Below are 21917 nucleotides of genomic sequence, written 5' to 3'. Positions count from 1 at the left end.
ATTATCAATATAAAATACTCTAAAATTTGGGGTTAAAACTAATAGTTGCTAAAATAAATAAAATTTATTATCTTATAACCTTGCATGAATATTGAAACCAGAAAAACAATAAAAACCTACCGGATAGAAGTTACCGGAATAGTTCAGGGGGTTGGGTTCAGGCCCTTTATCTTTAATCTAGCTTCCAGACATAGGGTGCCGGGCAGCGTATCCAACACCTCTGAAGCAGTAATTATAGAAATAAATACCACTTCAGAAAAAAATGTAGTTAAATTTATAGAAGATATCAAAAAATACAAGCCCAGCCCAGCACTTATTGAAAATGTTGAATACAGTGAAATAAATTTTAAGGAATTTAAAAATTTTCAGATAAATAAAAGTAAAGGCAACCATTATAAATTTCAGCTGGTATCCCCAGATCTGGCTACCTGCAAAGACTGCGTCAGGGATATTAACAATCCCGGTGATAAGAGGAGATATGGTTACCCTTTTACTAATTGCACCAACTGCGGGCCAAGGTTCACCATTATTGAATCCCTGCCCTATGACCGGCCCCAGACCACCATGAAAAAATTTGATATGTGTCCCCAGTGTGAGCAGGAATACCTAGACCAGTTGGACCGAAGGTTTCATGCCCAACCTGTAGCCTGTTCTTTATGCGGTCCCAAGCTATGGTTAACTGATAACCATAACCGTACCATAGAATACAAAGATCCTATCCAAAAAGCGGTTCAGAAGTTAAAACAGGGCTGTATTGTGGCCATAAAAAGTTTGGGAGGGTTCCAGCTGGCAGTTGATGCTACCGATGCCTGCGCGGTAAAAAAACTCAGGTCCCGAAAAAACAGGCCCCATAAACCTCTAGCCGTAATGGTGGGTAATATCAAACAGGTTAAAGAAAACTTTAAACTTAGCCCCCGGGAAGAGGCCATAATCGATTCCCCCCGGGCACCTATTGTACTGCTGGAGAAGAAACATAAAAGCTGGCTGGCCCCGGAGGTTTCTTTCTATAACCGTCAGGAGGGGGTTATGCTGCCCTATACTCCCATCCACCACCTGCTGTTTAATACTATTGATTTCCCCCTTATTATGACCAGCGGAAACAATTCCGAGGAACCTATTGCCAGGGACAACCGGGAAGCTTTAGACCGGCTGTCTTCAATCTCTGATTTTTTCCTGCTGCATAACCGTGACATATACTCCCGTTATGATGATTCAGTGGTAAAAGTTATGGATAATAAGGAAATGGTACTGAGAAGGGCCAGAGGGTATTCCCCCTATCCGGTTAAAATCTCCCTGGATATAGGAAACAAAGCCATCCTGGCCCTGGGAGCCCAGGAAAAAAATACATTTTGTATTCTTTCCCAAAATTATGCTCTGGTCTCGCAGCATCTGGGCGAGCTTGATGATGTGGACAGTTTTAATTTTTTCAAGGAAACCCTGAAAGTTTACCAGCGGTTATTTAATATCCATCAATTTGATATGGTTGTCCATGATAAACACCCGGCATATACTTCTACCCGATATGCCCGGCAGTTTAAAAATATCCCCATCCTCGCCTTTCAGCACCATAAAGCCCACATAGCCAGCGTTATAGCTGAAAATCACCTTGAAGGGGACGTGCTTGGTTTTGCCTGGGATGGTACCGGGTATGGCGATGAAGGAAAAATTTGGGGCAGCGAGATCTTTATTTATCACCATCACAATTTTAAGCGCTGGGGACATCTTTCCGAAAAATTGATCCCGGGTGCAAAAGCAGCCATAAAAAATCCATATCGCATGGCCATAAGTTATCTTTATGAAATTTATAACCAGAAATCAGGAGCTTCTTCCTTTAGTGATTTCGTATTTAACTGCTGTCCCCATTTTAAAAACATGATTAAACAACACGAAATTGAAATCATGGCCAAACAGTTAAAAAAACAATTTAACAGCCCTGTAACCACCAGTATGGGTCGATTATTTGATGCGGTAAGCTCCATACTTAATTTAACCCATACCATAAGCTATGAGGGACAGGCGGCTATTCGTCTGGAATCAATAGCCGATGAGAGCATTGATAAAGAATATGATCTTCCCCTGTGCCATAATCAGCTGGATGATATAAGCCTGATAGAGCAGATACTTGAGGACATACAAAAGAAAATACCTGCATCAGTAATATCTGCTAAATTCCATAATTGCCTGGTAGGGGCAATTATAGATATTTGCAAAATGGCACAGGATAGATACAATATATGCCAGGTTGCATTAAGCGGAGGTGTTTTTCAGAATTCTTTTTTACTGAGTAAAACACTTGCCGGTTTAAAAGAAAATGGTTTTAAAGCCTATACCAACTTCAAGGTTCCCGTAAATGACGGAGGAATTTCACTGGGCCAGGCTTACCTTGCAGCCCTTAAATTAAAAAAGGAGAATTAAATGTGTTTAGCTATACCGGCAAAAGTCATAAAAATAGAGAATAACTCAGCAGAAGTAGAAACTCTGGGAGTTACCAAAACTGTAGATATAACTTTGATTCCAGAAGTAAGGCAGGACGATTATGTATTGGTACATGCAGGGTTTGCCATCCAGATAGTAGAAAAAGAAGACGCTCTGGCAGTACAGGGATACTGGAAGGAATTTGCTGATGATTGACACCCTTCAGCAGGCCAAATCATTTATCCAAAAATACAATACCCACCAGCCGGTCAATATAATGGAGGTTTGCGGTACCCATACCATGGCTATATCCAGACATGGCCTGAGACAGCTTTTGCCCCCAAACATTAACCTTATCAGCGGCCCCGGTTGTCCGGTTTGCGTTACTTCGGCTTATGATATCGACTGGATACTGGAGATTATAAAAAATCATGAACTCAAACTATTCAGTTTTGGGGATATGATCCGGGTCCCGGGAACAGAATCCAGCCTACTGGAACAAAAGTCCCAGGGTAAAGACATAACCATATGCTACTCCCCTACTGATGCCTTAAACTATGCGGTAAAAAATCCCCATAAAAAAGTCTTATTCGTGGCTATAGGTTTTGAAACCACAACCCCCCTGTCATCAGTAGTGATTAAAAGGGCTGCAGAATACGACCTCAATAATTTTTTCATATTTTCTACCCATAAACTGGTGCCCCCTGCTCTGAAATTATTGGTAGAAGATAAGCAGTTAAATATTAACGGGTTCCTCTGCCCTGGCCATGTATCAGCAATAATTGGTTCAGAACCCTACAATTTTATTCCTGAAAATTACGGCATTCCATGTGTGATCAGCGGTTTTGAGCCGGCAGACATCATGATTTCCATTGCTATGATATTGAGGCAGCTTAAGTTTAACCAGCCCGAAACACAGATACAGTATAAATCAGTAGTTAAACCAGAGGGAAACTTAGTAGCTGTTAAAAATATCTATGATGTATTTTTAAAAGCTGATTCCAGGTGGAGGGGCCTGGGACCGATTGCTGGCAGCGGACTGGAATTAAAACCAGATTATAACCGTTTTGATGCCAAATTAAATTTTCCCGTGAAAGATATAATGCCTAAACAGAACCCGGCCTGTGATTGCGGCAATGTTTTAAAAGGCTTAAAAAAACCACCTGAATGCAAACTATTTGCAAAACTCTGCACCCCCCAGAACCCGGTAGGGCCATGTATGGTTTCCAGCGAAGGATCCTGTGCAGCTTATTACCGTTACGAGAGATTCAATTTAGAAAGGACTTAAAATCAACAACCGTAAAAAATTCGAAGACCAGATAATACAATTATCCCACGGAGATGGCGGCTTAAAAACCAGCCAGCTGATTAATAATCTGATCCTTGATTATCTCGGCAACAGTACTCTCAACAAAATGGAAGACAGTGCCATAATTGAAACTGGAGGCTCAAGGCTTGCTTTTACCACTGACAGTTTCGTGGTTAACCCCATATTTTTCCCCGGGGGCGATATTGGCAAATTAAGTATATGCGGCACAGTGAATGACCTGGCTACTACCGGTTGCACTGCTTTAGGCTTAAGTTTTTCCCTTATTATGGAAGAAGGTTTTCCCACCAAACATCTTAAGAAAATCCTTGCTTCCATTAAAGCCACTTCCCTGGAAGCGGGAGTAAACATAATAACCGGAGATACCAAGGTGGTAGAAAAAGGAAGCGTGGATAAAATTTTTATCAACACTTCAGGCCTAGGCATAATCAAGCATGGCCTGAGCCTATCAACTGAAAAGATAAAAGCTGGAGATAAAATAATTATAAACGGTCCCATAGGAGACCATGGGATATCCATACTGAGCCAGAGAGAAGAGTTTAATTTCAAATCTAATATTATCAGCGACTGTGCACCCTTAAATTCAATGGTTGATGAAATAATATCCAGATCCAGAAGAATACATGCTTTAAGGGATGCTACCCGCGGCGGTTTGGCCACAGTACTTTTGGAAATGGCAGACACCTCCAACCACAGTATGAATGTATATAGTAAAAATATTAAGGTTACCAATGAGGTAAAGGGAATCTGTGATTTTCTGGGGCTGGACCCTCTCTACATTGCCAATGAAGGTAAAATGGTTATGTTTGTAGATGCCAGAGACGCTGATATTGTTCTAAAAACTATCAGACAAAACAAATACGGCCAGCAGGCAAGCATTATTGGAGAAGTAGGACCAAAAGGTAGCTGCTCGGTAATACTTAATACAGAAATAGGCACCAGAAGGATGCTGGATATGCAGTACGGGGAACAACTACCCCGGATATGTTAATCAATCCTGGTAATTATCCTTTCCTTGCTGCACTACTTAACAGTTAAAAATCCCGCCCATGAAAATAAACATAAGATTACCCCTGATATCAGGACTGGCTGCCATCCGATGCTGTAGTCCATATCAGTGAATGTGGTACCCAGAAATAAAGCCCGGATACCATCAGGTAAGTTAAAAATAGGCAATCCTGTTTTCCTTGATTCCCAGCACCGGCAGGACTATGGTTAAAATATTAAAAGTATAGGAAAACACATTCCCTTTTGAACCTGAAAACTTATACCATCCAAGATTACCTTAGGCCCAAAATTCTTGCTTCAGTTTAAGACTTCAATCAGGAATTTCTTCCAGCACCATACTTTTAATCTCCGGTATTTTCTTCTCTACTTCTTCAGACAGCTCTTCCCCGAAGCTAATATTTTTAGGCTTAATTCCTATTATAATTATCTCCGCCGGGATGTTAAGTTTTTCAATTAATGACAGGGCTTCAGCCAAGCCAAAGTCATGTAATGAATAGCTTTTTACTTTCTTAATAAAATGACCGATATCCGCCAGCCTAAACTTCAATACTTCCCCTGTGTCCTGGCCTGCATCTACCGCATCAATTATGATTAGCTTTTCACTCTCTTTAGCATAGGAAATCAAATCAGCAGCAGAGGTGCCTCCATCTATAACCTCTACTCCTGCAGGCAGAGGTCCCAATTTATCCAGTACTTTAATCCCTATTGCATCATCTGACATAAAAATATTCCCAAAACCAATCACTTTTATGCTGGTTTTGGGAATATTAGGTTTAAACATAGCTATTTAATTATACTTATTTATTTACCAACTTTACATTTAAGAAATGTGTTGAACATGAAATACATGGATCATATGCCCTTATGAGCATCTCACAGGCCAGCTTAATTTCATCTTCACTTTTATCTATTACCGCTGGTACTAAAGCCTCCAGGTCTTTTTCAACATTGGCATAGTTCATATTGGTAGGAATTATAAGGTTTGCTTTGGCAACCTTTCCATCGTCTCCATAGGTGTAATCATGAATCAGCAGTCCTCTGGGTGCCTCTACCACTCCTACTCCCCTGCCAGCCTTGGGCTGAATATCTACCATTGCTTCATCTTCAGTCATTCCCTGTTCCATCAGCTCGTCTATAAGCTTAATACTATCATCAACACTATGTACTATTTCTACAAACTGGGCAATATTGTTCATAAAGGTATTGTAATTAGGAGCTTTCAGGCCCAGTTCCTGGGCATATTCCTTTGCTCTGTCTGACAGCTGATCATAGTTGTTGTTAAACCTGGACAAAGCACCTACCATATAAGAATCTCTGGAAGCCCAGCAGTGTTTTCCGGTAGAATGCTGGACAACTTTTTCATTTATCTTACTCAGGTATTCCTGGTCATCTATGGTCCAGCCATCACTTGATTTTATGTCTCCATCATACAATGCATAATCAACCGGATCGGAAATAGAGATATATTCTGTTTCTCTTTCAAAATCTGGTAAGCTCAGGGTCTTTAAAACCTTTAAGGTTGTCTCCAGATCAGGATATGCTGATTTAAGCATTTCCTTCATCTTCAACATTTCCTCTTCAGTGGGCAATTTTGTAAAGCCGCCAACTACTGTTCTTATAGGATGAACTGCTCTTCCCCCTATAATCCTTACCATATCATTGGCCATTTTTTTAACCCTGAGGGCAATGTTTACCACTTCCGGATGGGTATCCACCAAAGATATGGCACTGCCTACCCCAAAGAAATCAGGTGCTGCCAGAAAATATACATGCAATACATTACTCTGAACACATTCATGGTGAAATATTAATTTTCTTAGCTTGGTTATCTTTTCTGTGGGAACAATACCAAAAGCAGCTTCAGTGGCCTTTATGGAAGCATAGGTGTGGGCTACCGAACAGATACCGCAAATCCTTGAAGTAATATGTGAGGGCTCATCCCATTTCCTGCCAACCAGCATAGCCTCAAAAAACCTTGGTGATTCAGGAATCCTGAACTGCAGCTGCTCAATCCTCTTATCTTTTACGTTAAGCACAAGGTCACCATGACCTTCTACCCTTGAAATGTTTTCTTCTTCTATACTAAAAGTATTAGCCATAATTTTTAACCTCCATTATTTTTGCTCAATCTTTTTACATGCATTATATAGATTAAAGCCTTCCATTATATCCTCAACAGTTAATCCGTATTCAGCCATAATATCTTTTTGAGCGTTTACATTAGGATCATCAATGGGACCTCTGCAACCGTCACATCCTGAACTGTTACTGGGGCATCTTGAGTCACAACCAGCCCTGGTAACCGGACCCATGCAAGTAAGCCCTAAATCATACAGGCAGGTGTTGCCATTTCGCTTACATTCTACACATACCGGATAATTTGGTATCTCCGGCTTTCTTCCCACCAGCAAAGACCTTACTACATCAACAATTTCAAACCTGTTTGGCGGGCACCCCCTAACCATATAGTCTACCTTAACATAAGCATCTATAGGTTTGGTTTCTATAGAATCAATCCAATCTTTTCTGTCGCCATACACCAGCTCTTTTGCCTTTTCCAGGCCATAAAGATTCTTCAAGCAGTTCAGGCCGCCGGTGCAGGCACAGGCGCCAACTGCCACAACTATCTTGGCGATACCGCCTATCTTTTCTATTCTCTCTACGCCATGCTTGGTGGTAATAGAGCCTTCAACCAGCGCAATGTCATAATTATCACTGTATTCAGTTATGGCTTCCCTGAAGTGCACAATGTCTACCGCACTTACCAAATCCAGTAACTGGTCTTCCAAATTCAATATTTCCAATTGGCATCCACCGCAACCAGTAAATCCAAAAACTCCTACTTTCGGCTTACTCATTATATAGCCTCCTTTAAATTCCTAATTTCCCATAAACTAAAAACTGGACCATCAACACATGCCAGCTTGTCACCTATATGGCAATGATTACATTTTCCCACTCCACATTCCATTCTTCTTTCTAAGGAAAGGAAAATATTTTCAGGCTTAAAGCATTTCTTGTCCAGTTCCTTTATAACGAATTTATACATTACCGGAGGTCCGCAAACCACTACATAAGAATCATCTACCGGGCAATCTATTCCAGGAATCAAATTGGTGCAAACTCCAACTTCTCCCGCCCAGGCTTCATCGGGATTATCTACAGTCAAACACAGCTCCATGTCATCCCTGTTTTTCCATTCTTCCATTTCTTCCTTATACAGAAGGTATTCGGGACTTACTGAACCATATACAATTACCAGTCTTTTGTAATCTGACCTGTTTTCCATTATGTACTTTATAAGGGATCTAACCGGCGCCATTCCCAATCCGCCTGCTATAATTATTACATTATGCCCCTTCATATCTTCATAGGGGAAATAACCCTTACCAAACGGCCCCCTTATTCCTACCTTATCTCCCTCTTTCATTCTGTGCAGGGCGCCGGATACATTTCCCGTATTCCTGACACACAACTCAAAATAATCTTTATCGCTGGGTGTAGAAGGTATTGAGAACGGGGCTTCCCCCAATCCAAAAACAGTCAATTCCACAAACTGCCCCGGCTGGAAATTAAAAGCTTCCCTGGCCTTGGGGTCATCTATATAGATATCAAACTGTTTTTCAGTAGGAGAAAGTTCCTTTATGTTTTTGACTGTAGCTATAAAAGGTTCATATAACTTTTGATGATGATCTAGTTTATCCATTTCTTTGGTTGGAGTAGTCATTTATACATTCACCTCTTTCTTAACTGAATTGATATCTTCAGCAATATTTATTTTTGCCAAACATGCTTCGATACATCTTCCGCAACCAACGCAGGAATACTGTCCAAATTTATCATAGAATGTTTTCAGCTTGCATCGGTATCTCTGTTTCAGACGATTTTCTTTATCCGGCCTAAAATTATGGCCACCTGCAACCAGACCGTATTCCGGTATCATACAGGAATCCCATTCCCTGGTCTTAGAACCATTTTTTAAATTAAGTTCCAGGTCATCCTTAACATTGAAGCAGAAACAGGTAGGACATACCAGATTACATGAGCCGCAGCTAAAGCAATCCTTGGCAGTTTTTTTCCAGAATTCTTCATTGTCATAAATAATTTCAAAGTTATCATAGAAACTCTTTATATCCACCTTATTGCTAAATTTTGCCCGATAAGCATCAATATAATCGTCATAGTCTTTAAAATCTTTTTGTCCTGCATCTTTAGCATCGGTGTATGCTTCCAGCAGCTGGCTTCCCTTTGGTGTAGCTACTCTGGCAAAATACCTGTCTCCCAGATCGGTTAAATAAATATCAAAACCTTCAGTTGCGTATTCTGCATCCATGCTTAAAGCAAAATTGGTTTCAGTAGGCTCGGTATCCATTCCTATTACAGTTAGTTTGTTCCTTTTTTCCCAGTAGTTTTCATCTACAAACTCGGTGGAAAAAAGCTTATCCAAAAAATTAAGGCCGTTAATGTCCCAGGCATTTATTCCCAGCAAAACAGCCTCTTCACTCTCTATAACCGGTTTTACCTTAATCTGGTTCCCCATCTCGTATTCAACCAACTTTTCTGTAGGAGGGAAAAGAATCTTTTTGGCAGGTGGTATGGTAGTTCGGGTATAATTGGTGTCCAGTTCAGCAATGTCCTTGATATGAACGAAATCATGCACGGCCTTGTCTCTTTTTTTGGGTCCGATTAATTTATAATCTTCAATTAATCCTTTTACCAGCCGGCTATAATCATCCTTGGTTAAGACCTTATATAGCATACAGTCTCCTTTCATTTGAGTTTAATTTCTTGTAAAAGGTTTGTAACATAGAAAAAATACCATCTATAACTGCTAATGTCAACCAAAGCATGTAAAAGGTTTGTAACAACAATTTCTTATTTAGTAGCACTAGGTATGGTTGATATTTTCTTTAAGCCATTTTATCCAATTATCCAGGTTTTCCCCGGTTTTACATGAAAAACCAATCACTTCAGCTTGAGGGTTTAATTGCTCAACTTTTTCCATAAAGAAATCCAGATTAAAATCACTGGTTTTTAGCATATCCATTTTATTAAGAAGTATCAAGCCACTTTTAATAAACACAGGAGGATATTTGACCGGCTTGTCATCACCTTCGTTTACTGAAGCAAGTACAGCCATGAGATTTTCTCCAAGATCAAAATTAACCGGGCAGATAAGGTTGCCGACATTTTCTATAAACACAATATCTAAATCTTCAAGATCCAGTTTTTCCATGGCTTGTTTCACCATGGAAGCATTAAGGTGGCAGCTGCCTCCGGTGTTAATCTGAACCACTGAATCAGTATACTGCTTTATTTTATCTGCATCATGGGTGGAAGATATGTCTCCTTCTATAACCCCAACCTTATATTCATCTTTTAACCTTTTTAAAGTTTCTATTATAAGGGAGGTCTTACCCGCTCCCGGTGAAGATAAGATATTTATTACAAATACACCGTTTTTCTCAAATAATTTTCGGTTTTGCTGCGCGTGTTCTTTATTGTAGGCCAGCACATTTTCCACTACTTTAACTTTCATAATATCTCCATAAAAAAATTTTTTAAAATACTCGATTTACAATGCTACCCTAATTTTTAACTATGTCAACCTGCAATTTATTATTGACATATCTACAATACAATTTTATATTTATTCACGTTTATATAGTAGATAGAAGGGGCATTTAGTGGTTGAAATACTTCCATTTAAAGGATTAGTTTATAATCAGTCCAAAGTAGATGATTTATCCAGGGTTATATCTCCACCCTATGATGTTATAACCCCGGACCTGGATAAAAAACTTAGAAAACTTTCACCATATAACATTATAAATCTTATAGTGCCTAGCGGTTCCGGTACTGTAGACAAATACCGGCAGGCAAATCTGATCATGCAGGAATGGATCAAGGAAAATATTTTAAAATTTGACCCCAATAGCTGTTTCTACCTAATTGAAGAAAGTTTTATGCTGGATGGCGTTCCTAAAAGCATTACCGGATTCATTGGTTTAACCAAAATTGAAGACTACAAAACACAAAAAGTATTGAGGCATGAAAATACACTGCCCAAACCCAAACAAGACCGGCTTAAACTTCTGGAAAATACCAGGACTAATTTTGGTTTGGTCTACACCGTTTATCGGGATTCTTCCCATTTAATAAGGGATATATCAAATAGTTTCGCCCCGGATATCAGCATTAATCCAGAATATGATAACAGCCTTGGTTTTAAAATGTGGAGGATCTGCCAGCCAGATATTATAGAAAATATAACCGGTCTGATGGCCCCCAAGTCTATCCTTATTGCCGATGGCCATCACCGTTATGAAACCTCCAGGATTTATTACAGACAATCAATTCAGAAGGGTCTTCCTGCTTGGGGACAGCAATATATACTAACCCTGTTTGTAAACAGCAACCAGAAAGATATAACCGTATATCCCACTTACCGTCTGGTTAAGATGGTTAAGGCTACAGACAGCGGCCATCTGGCACGGAGGGCAAAGCCCTTTTTTAATGTAAGTTTTGCTTCCTTAAAAGAATTGGATATTAAGAAGTTTATGTCCACCCACCGGAAGGAAAAAAATCCCGCCTTTATTATTTATCTGGGAAAAGATAAGGTTATGACTGCCACTTATAAAAAAAAGCTGCAGAAAAACGACCTGTGGCAGGATCTGGATGTTAACATACTCCATAACATATTTCTAAAAGAAGTGATTGAACCGGGCAATATAGAGAACATATCTTTTACCCATTCACTGGATCAACTGAAACATGAAATTGACCGTAATGTTTACCATATGGGTATCCTGTTAAATGCTCCTACTGTGGATGAAGTTGAAACCTTGTCCAGACAGGGCTTTTTAATGCCCCAGAAATCTACCTACTTCTATCCAAAACCCTGCACTGGACTGGTTATGTATAAATTTAAAAATTAAGCCAGCTGATCGGGCTTGATATAATCTCCGTACTTCTTTTGCATTTCTATCAGCTTAGCTCTTTGCTTTTTAAGCATTTCGAACATTATTGAAGGTATTTCTCCTTCAATATCTTCATATATTTTGGTTATCCTGTCAATTTTTGAAAGGTTCTCTACCACCCTTAGACTAAACTGCTTCTCATAGTCCTTTTTTGAGTATTCTGAATCCAGCACCTTCTCAAACAATCCTCTCAGATCTTCATAATATGGAATATAACCGGTGCCTATATCAATGGCGTCCACTTCACCGTGTACCCTTAATTCCATCCATTTCAGCCATACCCTTTTGTCCAGAATGGAACTTATATATTCACCATCCTTACCTTTCAGGAAGTAGTTTACCCCGAATATCTTGGGAGGATTATCCAGACCATCTCCAAAATTTATATTCATATCCAAATACTTGCCTATGGGAATGGACAAAAAGTCCATATTAGACATAGGGTTGAAAGTCCTGACTCCGGTTTTGCCCAGAGTTGCAGCTGTAGTCTCTGATTCCAGGGATGCACCAATAGTAACTATCCCATGTTTCCAGTTATAGGCTTCCAGCACCGGTACATTGGTATCCGAGTCCCTTCCCCCGTAAACTATGCCTCCTATGCTCACGCCATCAGGGTTATTGTAGTTGGGGTCAAGGTTTTCCAAACTCCTTAAATTGGTTGTAAACCGGGCATTTTTATGGGAAGGTGTTATCTCGTTGCCCTGCTCATCTTTTTTGCCTGGCCACCATTTGCCGCTGTAGTTTATGCCTTTTTCAGGCATTTCGGTTGGTTTGCCGATCCAGTATGTATCCCCATCCTCTGTTACCAGTATATTGGAAAATATGGTTTCATTAGCAGAATGCAGTACATCCCAGATTATAGGATCATCTTCAGGGTTGATATCCTTAATTATACCGAACAGTCCTTCTTCTACATTTACTGCCTTAATAGTTCCATCCACTTTCCGTATATAAGCAATATCATCGCCAACAATGGTTTCGGTAGGTATCATAGCCGTAGAAGTCTTTCCACACATAGAAGGGAAAGCGCCCATAAAGTAGGTTACCCTTTCCTTGGGGCCGTGAATGCCGCTTATAAACATATGCTCGGTCAGCCAGCCTTCTTCGGAAGCCCTTCTTATGGCCAATCTCATGGCTAATTTTTTGAGGCCAATAGTATTTCCGCCGTACTGGGTATTTACCGAGTATACAATTTCGTCCCGGGTGTCAATATATACTCTTCTTTTATCCACATCAACACTTACCGCATTTTCCAATTTTCCTTCAGAGTGTACAAATTTAAAGAACCCGGACCCTTTATCCATGTTTAAAAATTCTTTATATCCAGGCCTGTATAATATAGATTCAGAGTGAGCTACATAACTGGAATCGGTCAGCTGGACTGCAGGTATGGTGAACAAAGAATTACTTGGACCCAGGCTGTAGAAGCTTACCAGCAGTTCTCTTCCCACCATGATGTCTTTAAAGAAACCGAAAACTTCTTCCTGGCCTTCCTGCTTATCAACGGTGTTAAACTCACTGGTCAGCTTACTATTACTATCAACCATAAACTTGGTTCTTTTTTTATCTCTGGCCTGATCATTTGTTCCATCAAAATGAACCGTGTGTCCTTCAATAGCCAGCTTCTTCTCCTCGCCATCCCTTAAAGCCTTATCCCTGATATACTGTATGTCCTGTGGTGAATCATCACTTACGAATATACTATCCGGATTTAGGAGCTTTACGTATTTGACTAAGAATTCATGAAAGTCAGGATTATTAATTTTAGCCAGTTTCTCATAATTCTTCTGATCTAATTTGTCTCTAATTTCTTCAATTTTTAATTTCATGTCCTATCCTCTACTATTTTTTACAATCTGGTAAATAACCTATGTTTATCTAATTTTGTTTAATTATACCCTAATATTTATAATAAAAATAGCAATAATTACCAATTATAAAATATTACAGTTTATTTCTAAATTTTTATAATTTATTCTAAATATTCCTTTATTTTGTAAATAATTATGGCGGATTTAATAATTTTGTTTATTTTGTAAGAAATTAATAACGATTTTTGACTTATTTTTATTAATAAGGGGGTATAGTAGAGAAAATAATTTATTTTTAGGCATAAAAAAACGGCGGCTACCTACTCTCCCACACCGTCGCCAGTGCAGTACCATCGGCGCTGAAAGGCTTAACTTCTGTGTTCGGGATGGGAACAGGTGTTGCCCTTTCGCTATTGCCACCGTAAACTAAAATAAATTTTTAAAGTGTTCTCTCAAAGCTTCATAGCATCTTATAGAAAATATTAAGTCCTCGACCTATTAGTACTGGTCAGCTAAACACATTGCTGTGCTTACACATCCAGCCTATCAACCATGTATTCTTCATGGGGTCTTACTCCAAATGGATGGGAAAACTGATCTTGGGAATGGCTTCGTACTTATATGCTTTCAGTACTTATCCATAACAAACTTGGCTAACCAGCCATGCCCTTGGCAGGACAACTGGCACACCAGAGGTTTGCTCATCCCGGTCCTCTCGTACTAGGGACGAATTCCCTCAATTTTCCTGCGCCCACAGAGGATAGGGACCGAACTGTCTCACGACGTTCTAAACCCAGCTCGCGTACCGCTTTAATTGGCGAACAGCCAAACCCTTGGGACCTGCTACAGCCCCAGGATGCGATGAGCCGACATCGAGGTGCCAAACCTCCCCGTCGATATGGACTCTTGGGGGAGATAAGCCTGTTATCCCCGGAGTACCTTTTATCCGTTGAGCGACGGCCATTCCACACTGAGCCGCCGGATCACTAGGCCCAACTTTCGTTCCTGCTTGACTTGTAAGTCTTGCAGTTAAGCTCCCTTTTGCCCTTATACTCTACGAGTGATTGCCAAACACTCTGAGGGAACCTTTGGACGCCTCCGTTACTCTTTAGGAGGCGACCGCCCCAGTCAAACTGCCTACCTGCCACTGTCCCACGCCCGGATTACGGAACGTGGTTAGAACTCCAGCATACCAAAGGTAGTATCTCACCGTTGGCTCCACCAGAGCTGGCGCCCTGATTTCAAAGCCTCCTACCTATCCTGCATAAGGTATACCAAAGTCCAATATCAAGCTACAGTAAAGGTTCACGGGGTCTTTCCGTCCTTCTGTGGGTAATTGGTATCTTTACCAATATTATAATTTCACCGAGTCCCTCGTTGAGACAGCGCTCAAATCGTTACGCCATTCGTGCAGGTCGGAACTTACCCGACAAGGAATTTCGCTACCTTAGGACCGTTATAGTTACGGCCGCCGTTTACTGGGGCTTAGAATCAGAGCTTTGGTTTCCGAAGAAACCTAACCCCTCCTCGTAACCTTCCAGCACCGGGCAGGCGTCAGCCCCTATACATCGTCTTACGACTTAGCAGAGACCTGTGTTTTTAGTAAACAGTCGCTTGAGCCTTTCTATTGCAACCACGTCGCGCTCCGAAAGCAAGTTTCTTCACGCTACTATGGCACCCCTTATCCCTAAGTTACGGGGCTATTTTGCCGAGTTCCTTAACGAGAGTTATCTCGATCGCCTTAGTATTCTCTACTTATCTACCTGTGTCGGTTTTGGTACGAGAACCAAATTACTTCCTAGAGGTTTTTCTTGGCAGCATAGGATTGATCACTTAACCATTTACTGGCTCGGCATCACGCCTCAGGCTTAATGCTAACCGGATTTGCCTGGTTAGCGCCCCACACGCTTACACGCAGTCAACCAAACCGCGATGACCTACCTTTCCGCGTCACCCCATTGGTGATAACGAAATTTGGTTGTACAGGAATATTAACCTGTTATCCATCGCCTACGCTTTTCAGCCTCGGCTTAGGTCTCGACTAACCCTGGGAGGATTAACCTTGCCCAGGAAACCTTAGATATTCGGCGGACAGGTTTCTCGCCTGTCTTTCGTTACTCATACCGGCATTCTCACTTCTGTAATGTCCACCCAACCTCACGGTTGAGCTTCAACCTTTACAGAACGCTCCTCTACCATCCTATAAATAGGATCCATGGTTTCGGTAATATGCTTTAGCCCCGTTGAATTATCGGCGCAGGACCACTTGACCAGTGAGCTGTTACGCACTCTTTAAATGATTGCTGCTTCTAAGCAAACATCCTGGTTGTCTGGGTAATTCCACTTCCTTTACCACTTAGCATATATTTAGGGACCTTAACCGATGGTCTGGGCTGTTTCCCTTTCGACTACGGAGCTTATCCTTCGCAGTCTGACTCCCGAGCTAAAAACTTTGGCATTCGGAGTTTGATTGGATTTGGTAACCTTGTAAGGTCCCTAGTCCATTCAGTGCTCTACCTCCAAAGTCAATCACTCGAGGCTAACCCTAAAGCTATTTCGAGGAGAACCAGATATTTCTGAGTTTGATTGGCCTTTCACCCCTATCCACAGCTCATCCCCTAAGTTTTCAGCCTTAGTGGGTTCGGGCCTCCACAAAGTTTTACCTTCGCTTCACCCTGGCCATGGATAGATCACTCAGCTTCGGGTCTACAGCATACAACTAAACGCCCTATTAAGACTCGCTTTCGCTTCGGCTACACTTAAAAGCTTAACCTTGCTGCATACTGTAACTCGCCGGTCCGTTCTACAAAAAGTAAGCAGTCAGCTAAAAAGCCTCCTACTACTTGTAGGCATATGGTTTCAGGTTCTATTTCACTCCCCTCCCGGGGGACTTTTCACCTTTCCCTCACGGTACTAGTTCACTATCGGTCGGTAAAAGTATTTAGCCTTACGAGTTGGTCCTCGCAGATTCCAACGGAATTTCTCGTGTACCGTTGTACTCAGGAAACTACAACAGAGATCACTTAATTTTACTTACAGGGCTATTACCTTCTATGGCTAATCTTTCCAGATTATTCAACTATTAAGTGATTTTTTGACTCTTTTACGCCTCTGCAACAGCATAATGCAGTTCCTACAACCCCTATTGAACAACGCTTGCAGGCTTTAACATCCAATAGGTTTAGGCTGTTACCCTTTCGCTCGCCGCTACTAAGGTAATCTCTAAATTGATTTCTGTTCCTCAGGTTACTTAGATGTTTCAGTTCACCTGGTTGACCTTACTATCCTATATATTCAGATAATAATACCATCCGATTAAAGATGGTGGGTTTCCCCATTCGGAAATCTCCGGATTAAAGCTTGTTTGACAACTACCCGAAGCTTATCGCAGACTACCACGTCCTTCTTCGTCTTTTACCGCCAAGGCATCCACCATACGCCCTTAATAACTTAATATTTTCTATACTAATGCTATGAAGTTTTCAAAGAACACTGATATATTCTATCAGAACTAAATAGTGCAAGCACCGACATTAACTAGGTTTCTCCCTAGAAAGGAGGTGATCCAGCCGCACCTTCCGGTACGGCTACCTTGTTACGACTTCACCCTAATCATCAGCTCCACCTTCGACAGCTGCCCCCTTTGCAGGTTGGCACGCTGGCTTCGGGTGTTTCCAACTTTCATGGTGTGACGGGCGGTGTGTACAAGGCCCGGGAACGTATTCACCGTGGCGTTCTGATCCACGATTACTAGCGACTCCGACTTCATGAAGGCGAATTTCAGCCTTCAATCCGGACTTAGACTCACTTTAAGAGATTCGCTCCACCTCGCGGTATCGCTGCTCTTTGTACGAGCCATTGTAGCACGTGTGCAGCCCAAGACATAAAGGGCATGATGACTTGACGTCATCCCCACCTTCCTCCAGTTTTACACCGGCAGTCTCCTAAGAGTGCCCAGCTTAACCTGCTGGCAACATAGGACAGGGGTTGCGCTCGTTGCGGGACTTAACCCAACATCTCACGACACGAGCTGACGACAGCCATGCACCACCTGTCATACTGCTCCGAAGAGAAGTTGTATTTCTAACAACCGTCAGTATGATGTCAAGCCTTGGTAAGGTTCTTCGCGTTGCGTCGAATTAAGCCACATGCTCCGCCGCTTGTGCGGGCCCCCGTCAATTCCTTTGAGTTTTAGCCTTGCGGCCGTACTCCCCAGGCGGGACACTTAATGCGTTAGCTTCGGCACAGAAAGCGTCGATAACTTCCCACACCTAGTGTCCATCGTTTACAGCTAGGACTACCAGGGTATCTAATCCTGTTTGCTCCCCTAGCTTTCGCGCCTCAGCGTCAGTAACGGCCTAGAAAGCCGCCTTCGCCACTGGTGTTCTTCCTGATATCTGCGCATTTCACCGCTACACCAGGAATTCCACTTTCCTCTGCCGTACTCTAGTTATCCAGTTTCACATGCAATCTTTAGGTTAAGCCTAAAGTTTTCACATATGACTTGGAAAACCGCCTACGCGCTCTTTACGCCCAATAATTCCGGACAACGCTTGCCTCCTCCGTCTTACCGCGGCTGCTGGCACGGAGTTAGCCGAGACTTCCTTATTGGGTACCGTCAGCATTGAGGCTATTAACCCTACTGCCTTCGTCCCCAATTGACAGAAGTTTACGATCCGAAGACCTTCATCCTTCACACGGTGTCGCTGCGTCAGACTTTCGTCCATTGCGCAATATTCCCTACTGCTGCCTCCCGTAGGAGTCTGGGCCGTATCTCAGTCCCAGTGTGGCCGTTCATCCTCTCAGACCGGCTACCCATCATCGCCTTGGTAGGCAGTTACCCTACCAACAAGCTAATAGGACGCAGGCTTATCTTAGAGCAGGAGCCTTGCGGCACCCTTTCCTATAAATTTCATGCGAAAAAAACAGGGCATTCGGTATTAGCCTCCCTTTCAAGAGGTTATTCCAATCTCTAAGGCAAATTGCCTACGCGTTACTCACCCGTTCGCCACTTGCTTTGCAAAAGTGTTGCCACTTTCGCATCGCCCGTTCGACTTGCATGTATTAAGCACACCGTTAGCGTTCGTCCTGAGCCAGGATCAAACTCTCATATAATTTTAAGCCAATCAAGCCCGAAAGCTCAATTAACCCAAAAAGTAATTAAAAGTAATATCCAAAGCTTACACTATTTAGTTCTCAAAGAACATACAGGCTCCAAACAGCCTGAAAAAAAATACCATATTAAACATACGATGTCAACAAAAATATCTGCTAATTTTTTATTGAAGCTAAAAAAAATAAAAGAGCAGTTTTGTTAAGCGAAGTAAATTATAACACCCACATACAAGAAGTCAATAATTTAATATTTAAAATAATAATTTTTTTTAAGATCATATTTACAGCTAAAAAGCTGCAACATTTGTGTATTCTAACCCAGCTCTGCTAATTTTTCAACCCTCTTTTTAAAACCTACTCTTTACTGTTGTTCTGCTTGTTTTTACTTTCTGATTCTACAAAGTTACACTGCTTTCTGATTTCCTTTTCAACCTTTTCGGCAATCTTTGGATTCTGCTGCAGGAATGCTTTGGCATTCTCTCTACCCTGACCGATTTTCTCATCACCATATGAATACCAGGAGCCACTTCGGTTTATTATATCCAGCTCTGCTCCCATATCCAGGATACTGCCCTCTCTGGATATGCCTTTTCCATACATTAAATCAAACTCGGCGCTCTTAAAAGGAGAGGCCATTTTATTTTTAACTACTTTTACCCTTATCCTGTTGCCTATAGCATTAGTACCGTCTTTAATACTGTCAATTCTTCTTATATCCAATCTTACCGAAGCATAAAATTTTAGTGCCCTGCCGCCGGGAGTAACCTCTGGATTTCCAAATAATATACCAATTTTTTCCCTTAACTGATTAATAAAAACAACAGAAGTCTTAGTTTTATTTACTACCCCTGTAAGCTTCCTCAAGGCTTTAGACATTAATCGGGCCTGTAACCCCACTTGAGTATCCCCCATCTCTCCCTCAAGCTCAGCTTTGGGCACTAAAGCAGCCACTGAATCTATTACAATTACATCCAGGGCTCCACTTTTTAAAAGTATTTCAGCAATTTCCAGCGCCTGCTCACCATTATCAGGCTGGGATAACAGAAGTTCGTCGGTGTTTACACCCAAATTCCTTGCATATATAGGGTCTAGCGCATGCTCAGCATCAATAAAAGCCGCTATCCCCCCTCCTTTCTGTGCATTAGCAATAACATGCAGGGCCAGAGTAGTTTTTCCACTCGCTTCCGGGCCAAATATTTCAGTAACTCTTCCCCGGGGTATTCCTCCTATTCCCAGAGCTAGATCAATCTCGATAGAGCCGGTGGAAATGGAAGGCACCGCGACCAAGGGCCCATGATTTCCCAGGCGCATGATGGTGCCCTTACCGTATTGCCTTTCTATCTGTGATAAGGTACTGTCTATAACTTTATCCCTGTCCATTTATAAAATCCCCCAGTTTTTATATTTACATATTTATGTATTTACATAATAATACTAAAATCACCAAATTAAAAGTATTTTAACCCAAATTCTCTTTTGATTCTATATTCCGCTCCTGTGGTCTTTAGCTCACTCTCCATTAACATGATTTTATCACATTTGAACACTGGAAACTGTTTAAAATTCAATTTTTCTGCAATCCTTCTTATATCCATCTTTTTCTTTATCCTGGCTATAGTGGCGTGAGGAACAAATTTTCTTTTTTCCGGTTTAAACCCCAAAACATCCAGATTGCGCTCCAGGCCGGTAAAAATCTTTTCCATATCTTCTGCCCCCTGCCTGACGCCAATAAATATAATCCCTGCTTTGTTTATGGCCGGAAAGGCATCAATTCTGTTGTCCAGCTCAATATTAAATGTTTTGATACCAGCCACCGAAGATGCTATAGCCTGCTCTACCTCATCTATCCGGGCAGCCTGCACATCTCCTAAAAACTTTAAGGTGATATGGACATTTTTTTGTGGTATTTGTTTTATAGCCCGGTGGTTAGAAAAATAATCTCTACCCTGACAGTAAACAGTCTCAGTTATATGGTCAGGCAGATTTATGGATACAAACAGCCTTTCCGCGGGGACTTTATTCATCCTCCAACACCCGGATTCTCAGCTGGTTAAGAGCATACTGGGCAGTCCTGAATTTTATATCTTCCCTGGTTCCAATAAATTTTCTTTCGCTTACACTATGTTTGTCTCCAGGACCATAAATAGCACAGTAAACTAAACCAACCTCTTTCCCCTCTGGTCCGGCATAACCGGTAACTGCTACACCGTAACTGCTGCCAAATATTTTCATTGAACTTTTGGCCATCTGGATACAAACCTCGCTGCTTACCGCACCTTTTTTAGCTATAAGGTCTTTATCCACCTGCAGTATTCGGATTTTAGCATCATTGCTGTAAGCAACCACCCCGCCAGCATAGTAGGCGGAGCTGCCGTCTATATCCGTAATCATGCTTCCAATAAGCCCTCCGGTTATAGATTCGGCGGTACTTATAGTTATGAGTCTGCCTTTTTGTTCAATTACTTTCTTTAAATGATATCCTATCCGGGTATCATTAAAACCGTAAACATTTAGGCCTATCCTGTCCTTCATTTTAGCTGCCATATCCTCTATATATTTGCCCCCGCGGTCAGACCCTACCAGTATTACTTTTATAAATCCCGGGTTGGCAGTAATTCCTACCCTTATTCCCTGTTCCCTGGCTTCAGGCATTAAATCCTTTATCCTGCCTTCTATCTCGGTTTCACTTATATCGGTAGTCATCAATACCAGTTTTTTAATGTTTCTATCTTCACTGCTTCCAATTATTTCTGAAATCATGGGAATTACATTACCCTCCAGCATATCGGACATCTCTCTGGGCACTCCGGGGATACTGAAAATCCACTTCTCCCTGTAATTAATGGCAAACCCGGAAGCACTTCCTATCCTGGGCTTAAAGGATATTGCACCTTTGGGCACATAAGACTGCCTTAGCAATCTCTCTCTCACTTCATCGGTTTTAATTTTTCTTATATATTTTAAACTGGCGGCATCAAGGGATTCATCCCTGACCAGCTCCAGACCCAGACTCCTGGCTATAGCTTGCCTGGTAACATCATCATCGGTAGGACCCAGTCCGCCATTTACTATTATGACATCGCTTAACTCAAGGCTCAGGTTAAGGATTCTACTTATTTCTTCAACATTATCCCGGACAATATGCATATAATTGCATTCAATGCCAATATGGGCCAGTTTATCCGCAATAAAGTGGGAATTAGTGTCCTGAACCAGACCCAGGCTTAATTCGGTACCTATGCTCAATATGGTACATTCCAC

General features: G+C 41.5%; 15 protein-coding genes and 3 rRNA genes. 5 read left to right on the top strand and 13 right to left on the bottom strand.

The window, feature by feature from the left end; all coding sequences use genetic code 11:
* The first annotated feature begins 84 nt into the window (after nucleotides 1-84).
* From hypF to hypE, 4 genes are read left to right on the top strand one after another with little or no spacing between them, the layout of a single operon-like run.
* Nucleotides 85-2415, top strand: a complete 2331-nt coding sequence (hypF, locus tag K9H14_01460) for a carbamoyltransferase HypF (GenBank protein MCG9478858.1) — start codon at nucleotides 85-87, stop codon at nucleotides 2413-2415.
* On the top strand, nucleotides 2416-2631 hold the full coding sequence (locus tag K9H14_01455; protein ID MCG9478857.1) for a HypC/HybG/HupF family hydrogenase formation chaperone: 216 nt from the start codon (nucleotides 2416-2418) through the stop codon (nucleotides 2629-2631). It begins immediately after the preceding gene.
* Nucleotides 2624-3703 carry a hydrogenase formation protein HypD gene (hypD, locus tag K9H14_01450; GenBank protein ID MCG9478856.1) on the top strand — a complete coding sequence of 360 codons (1080 nt, stop codon included), beginning with the start codon at nucleotides 2624-2626 and terminating at the stop codon, nucleotides 3701-3703. The genes K9H14_01455 and hypD overlap by 8 nt, the downstream gene beginning before the upstream one ends.
* A gap of 1 nt (nucleotide 3704) precedes the next feature.
* Nucleotides 3705-4733 (top strand): hydrogenase expression/formation protein HypE, encoded by a 1029-nt coding sequence (gene hypE / locus K9H14_01445; GenBank protein MCG9478855.1) that lies wholly within the window; start codon nucleotides 3705-3707, stop codon nucleotides 4731-4733.
* A gap of 327 nt (nucleotides 4734-5060) precedes the next feature.
* On the opposite strand, the gene K9H14_01440 is transcribed toward hypE, so the two are convergent.
* The 6 genes from K9H14_01440 to hypB all read right to left on the bottom strand — a co-directional run bounded on the left by K9H14_01440 (nucleotide 5061) and on the right by hypB (nucleotide 10289).
* Nucleotides 5061-5531, bottom strand: coding sequence for a hydrogenase maturation protease (locus K9H14_01440; GenBank protein MCG9478854.1), 471 nt, complete (start codon nucleotides 5529-5531; stop codon nucleotides 5061-5063).
* A 16-nt stretch (nucleotides 5532-5547) separates the two neighbouring features.
* The gene (locus K9H14_01435; protein ID MCG9478853.1) at nucleotides 5548-6849 is read right to left on the bottom strand and encodes a Ni/Fe hydrogenase subunit alpha; all 1302 of its coding nucleotides are present in this window, start codon (nucleotides 6847-6849) and stop codon (nucleotides 5548-5550) included.
* Nucleotides 6850-6864: 15 nt separating this feature from the next.
* Complete coding sequence (locus tag K9H14_01430) at nucleotides 6865-7608, bottom strand: NADH:ubiquinone oxidoreductase (GenBank protein MCG9478852.1); 744 nt, start codon at nucleotides 7606-7608, stop codon at nucleotides 6865-6867.
* Nucleotides 7608-8477: an FAD/NAD(P)-binding protein gene (locus K9H14_01425; GenBank protein ID MCG9478851.1), complete on the bottom strand. Its 870-nt coding sequence runs from the start codon at nucleotides 8475-8477 to the stop codon at nucleotides 7608-7610. Before K9H14_01425 ends, K9H14_01430 begins: the two co-directional genes overlap by 1 nt.
* A complete protein-coding gene (locus K9H14_01420; protein ID MCG9478850.1) occupies nucleotides 8478-9509 on the bottom strand; it encodes a 4Fe-4S dicluster domain-containing protein in 1032 nt (343 codons plus the stop codon).
* 129 nt (nucleotides 9510-9638) lie between these two features.
* Nucleotides 9639-10289 (bottom strand): hydrogenase nickel incorporation protein HypB, encoded by a 651-nt coding sequence (gene hypB, locus K9H14_01415; protein ID MCG9478849.1) that lies wholly within the window; start codon nucleotides 10287-10289, stop codon nucleotides 9639-9641.
* Between the two features lie 148 nt (nucleotides 10290-10437).
* Between hypB and K9H14_01410 the strand changes: the two genes are divergently transcribed.
* Entirely contained in the window at nucleotides 10438-11688 is a 1251-nt protein-coding gene (locus K9H14_01410) for a DUF1015 domain-containing protein (protein ID MCG9478848.1), read from the top strand.
* Here the strand turns inward: K9H14_01410 and K9H14_01405 are convergent.
* The 7 genes from K9H14_01405 to K9H14_01375 form a co-directional block, all read right to left on the bottom strand.
* Complete coding sequence (locus tag K9H14_01405) at nucleotides 11685-13559, bottom strand: phosphoenolpyruvate carboxykinase (GTP) (protein ID MCG9478847.1); 1875 nt, start codon at nucleotides 13557-13559, stop codon at nucleotides 11685-11687. The genes K9H14_01410 and K9H14_01405 overlap by 4 nt on opposite strands.
* 289 nt (nucleotides 13560-13848) lie before the next feature.
* Nucleotides 13849-13965: ribosomal RNA gene (gene rrf / locus K9H14_01400) — 5S ribosomal RNA — on the bottom strand.
* Between the two features lie 54 nt (nucleotides 13966-14019).
* Nucleotides 14020-16997, bottom strand: a 23S ribosomal RNA gene (locus K9H14_01395).
* A 97-nt stretch (nucleotides 16998-17094) separates the two neighbouring features.
* Nucleotides 17095-18656, bottom strand: a 16S ribosomal RNA gene (locus K9H14_01390).
* The 16S, 23S and 5S rRNA genes sit together here, the layout of an rRNA operon.
* Nucleotides 18657-19010: 354 nt before the next feature.
* Nucleotides 19011-20036, bottom strand: coding sequence for a recombinase RecA (gene recA / locus K9H14_01385; protein MCG9478846.1), 1026 nt, complete (start codon nucleotides 20034-20036; stop codon nucleotides 19011-19013).
* Nucleotides 20037-20104: 68 nt separating this feature from the next.
* Entirely contained in the window at nucleotides 20105-20680 is a 576-nt protein-coding gene (gene thpR / locus K9H14_01380) for an RNA 2',3'-cyclic phosphodiesterase (GenBank protein ID MCG9478845.1), read from the bottom strand.
* Entirely contained in the window at nucleotides 20673-21917 is a 1245-nt protein-coding gene (locus K9H14_01375; protein ID MCG9478844.1) for a CinA family nicotinamide mononucleotide deamidase-related protein, read from the bottom strand. Before K9H14_01375 ends, thpR begins: the two co-directional genes overlap by 8 nt.

The sequence above is a fragment of the Actinomycetes bacterium genome (genome assembly GCA_022396035.1).
Lineage (GTDB): Bacteria > Actinomycetota > Humimicrobiia > Humimicrobiales > Humimicrobiaceae > Halolacustris.
Note: the sequence above shows the minus strand (reverse complement) of the source record. Positions and strands in the feature narration are given on the sequence as shown.

What these genes read in the sequence shown, in the direction of transcription:
- K9H14_01435 (MCG9478853.1), bottom strand. Translation starts at nt 6,849, where the DNA reads ATGGCTAATACTTTTAGTATAGAAGAAGAAAACATTTCAAGGGTAGAA.
- K9H14_01425 (MCG9478851.1), bottom strand. Translation starts at nt 8,477, where the DNA reads ATGACTACTCCAACCAAAGAAATGGATAAACTAGATCATCATCAAAAG.
- K9H14_01420 (MCG9478850.1), bottom strand. Translation starts at nt 9,509, where the DNA reads ATGCTATATAAGGTCTTAACCAAGGATGATTATAGCCGGCTGGTAAAA.
- hypD (MCG9478856.1), top strand. Translation starts at nt 2,624, where the DNA reads ATGATTGACACCCTTCAGCAGGCCAAATCATTTATCCAAAAATACAAT.
- hypF (MCG9478858.1), top strand. Translation starts at nt 85, where the DNA reads ATGAATATTGAAACCAGAAAAACAATAAAAACCTACCGGATAGAAGTT.
- K9H14_01455 (MCG9478857.1), top strand. Translation starts at nt 2,416, where the DNA reads ATGTGTTTAGCTATACCGGCAAAAGTCATAAAAATAGAGAATAACTCA.
- K9H14_01405 (MCG9478847.1), bottom strand. Translation starts at nt 13,559, where the DNA reads ATGAAATTAAAAATTGAAGAAATTAGAGACAAATTAGATCAGAAGAAT.
- hypB (MCG9478849.1), bottom strand. Translation starts at nt 10,289, where the DNA reads ATGAAAGTTAAAGTAGTGGAAAATGTGCTGGCCTACAATAAAGAACAC.
- K9H14_01430 (MCG9478852.1), bottom strand. Translation starts at nt 7,608, where the DNA reads ATGAGTAAGCCGAAAGTAGGAGTTTTTGGATTTACTGGTTGCGGTGGA.
- thpR (MCG9478845.1), bottom strand. Translation starts at nt 20,680, where the DNA reads ATGAATAAAGTCCCCGCGGAAAGGCTGTTTGTATCCATAAATCTGCCT.
- K9H14_01440 (MCG9478854.1), bottom strand. Translation starts at nt 5,531, where the DNA reads ATGTTTAAACCTAATATTCCCAAAACCAGCATAAAAGTGATTGGTTTT.
- recA (MCG9478846.1), bottom strand. Translation starts at nt 20,036, where the DNA reads ATGGACAGGGATAAAGTTATAGACAGTACCTTATCACAGATAGAAAGG.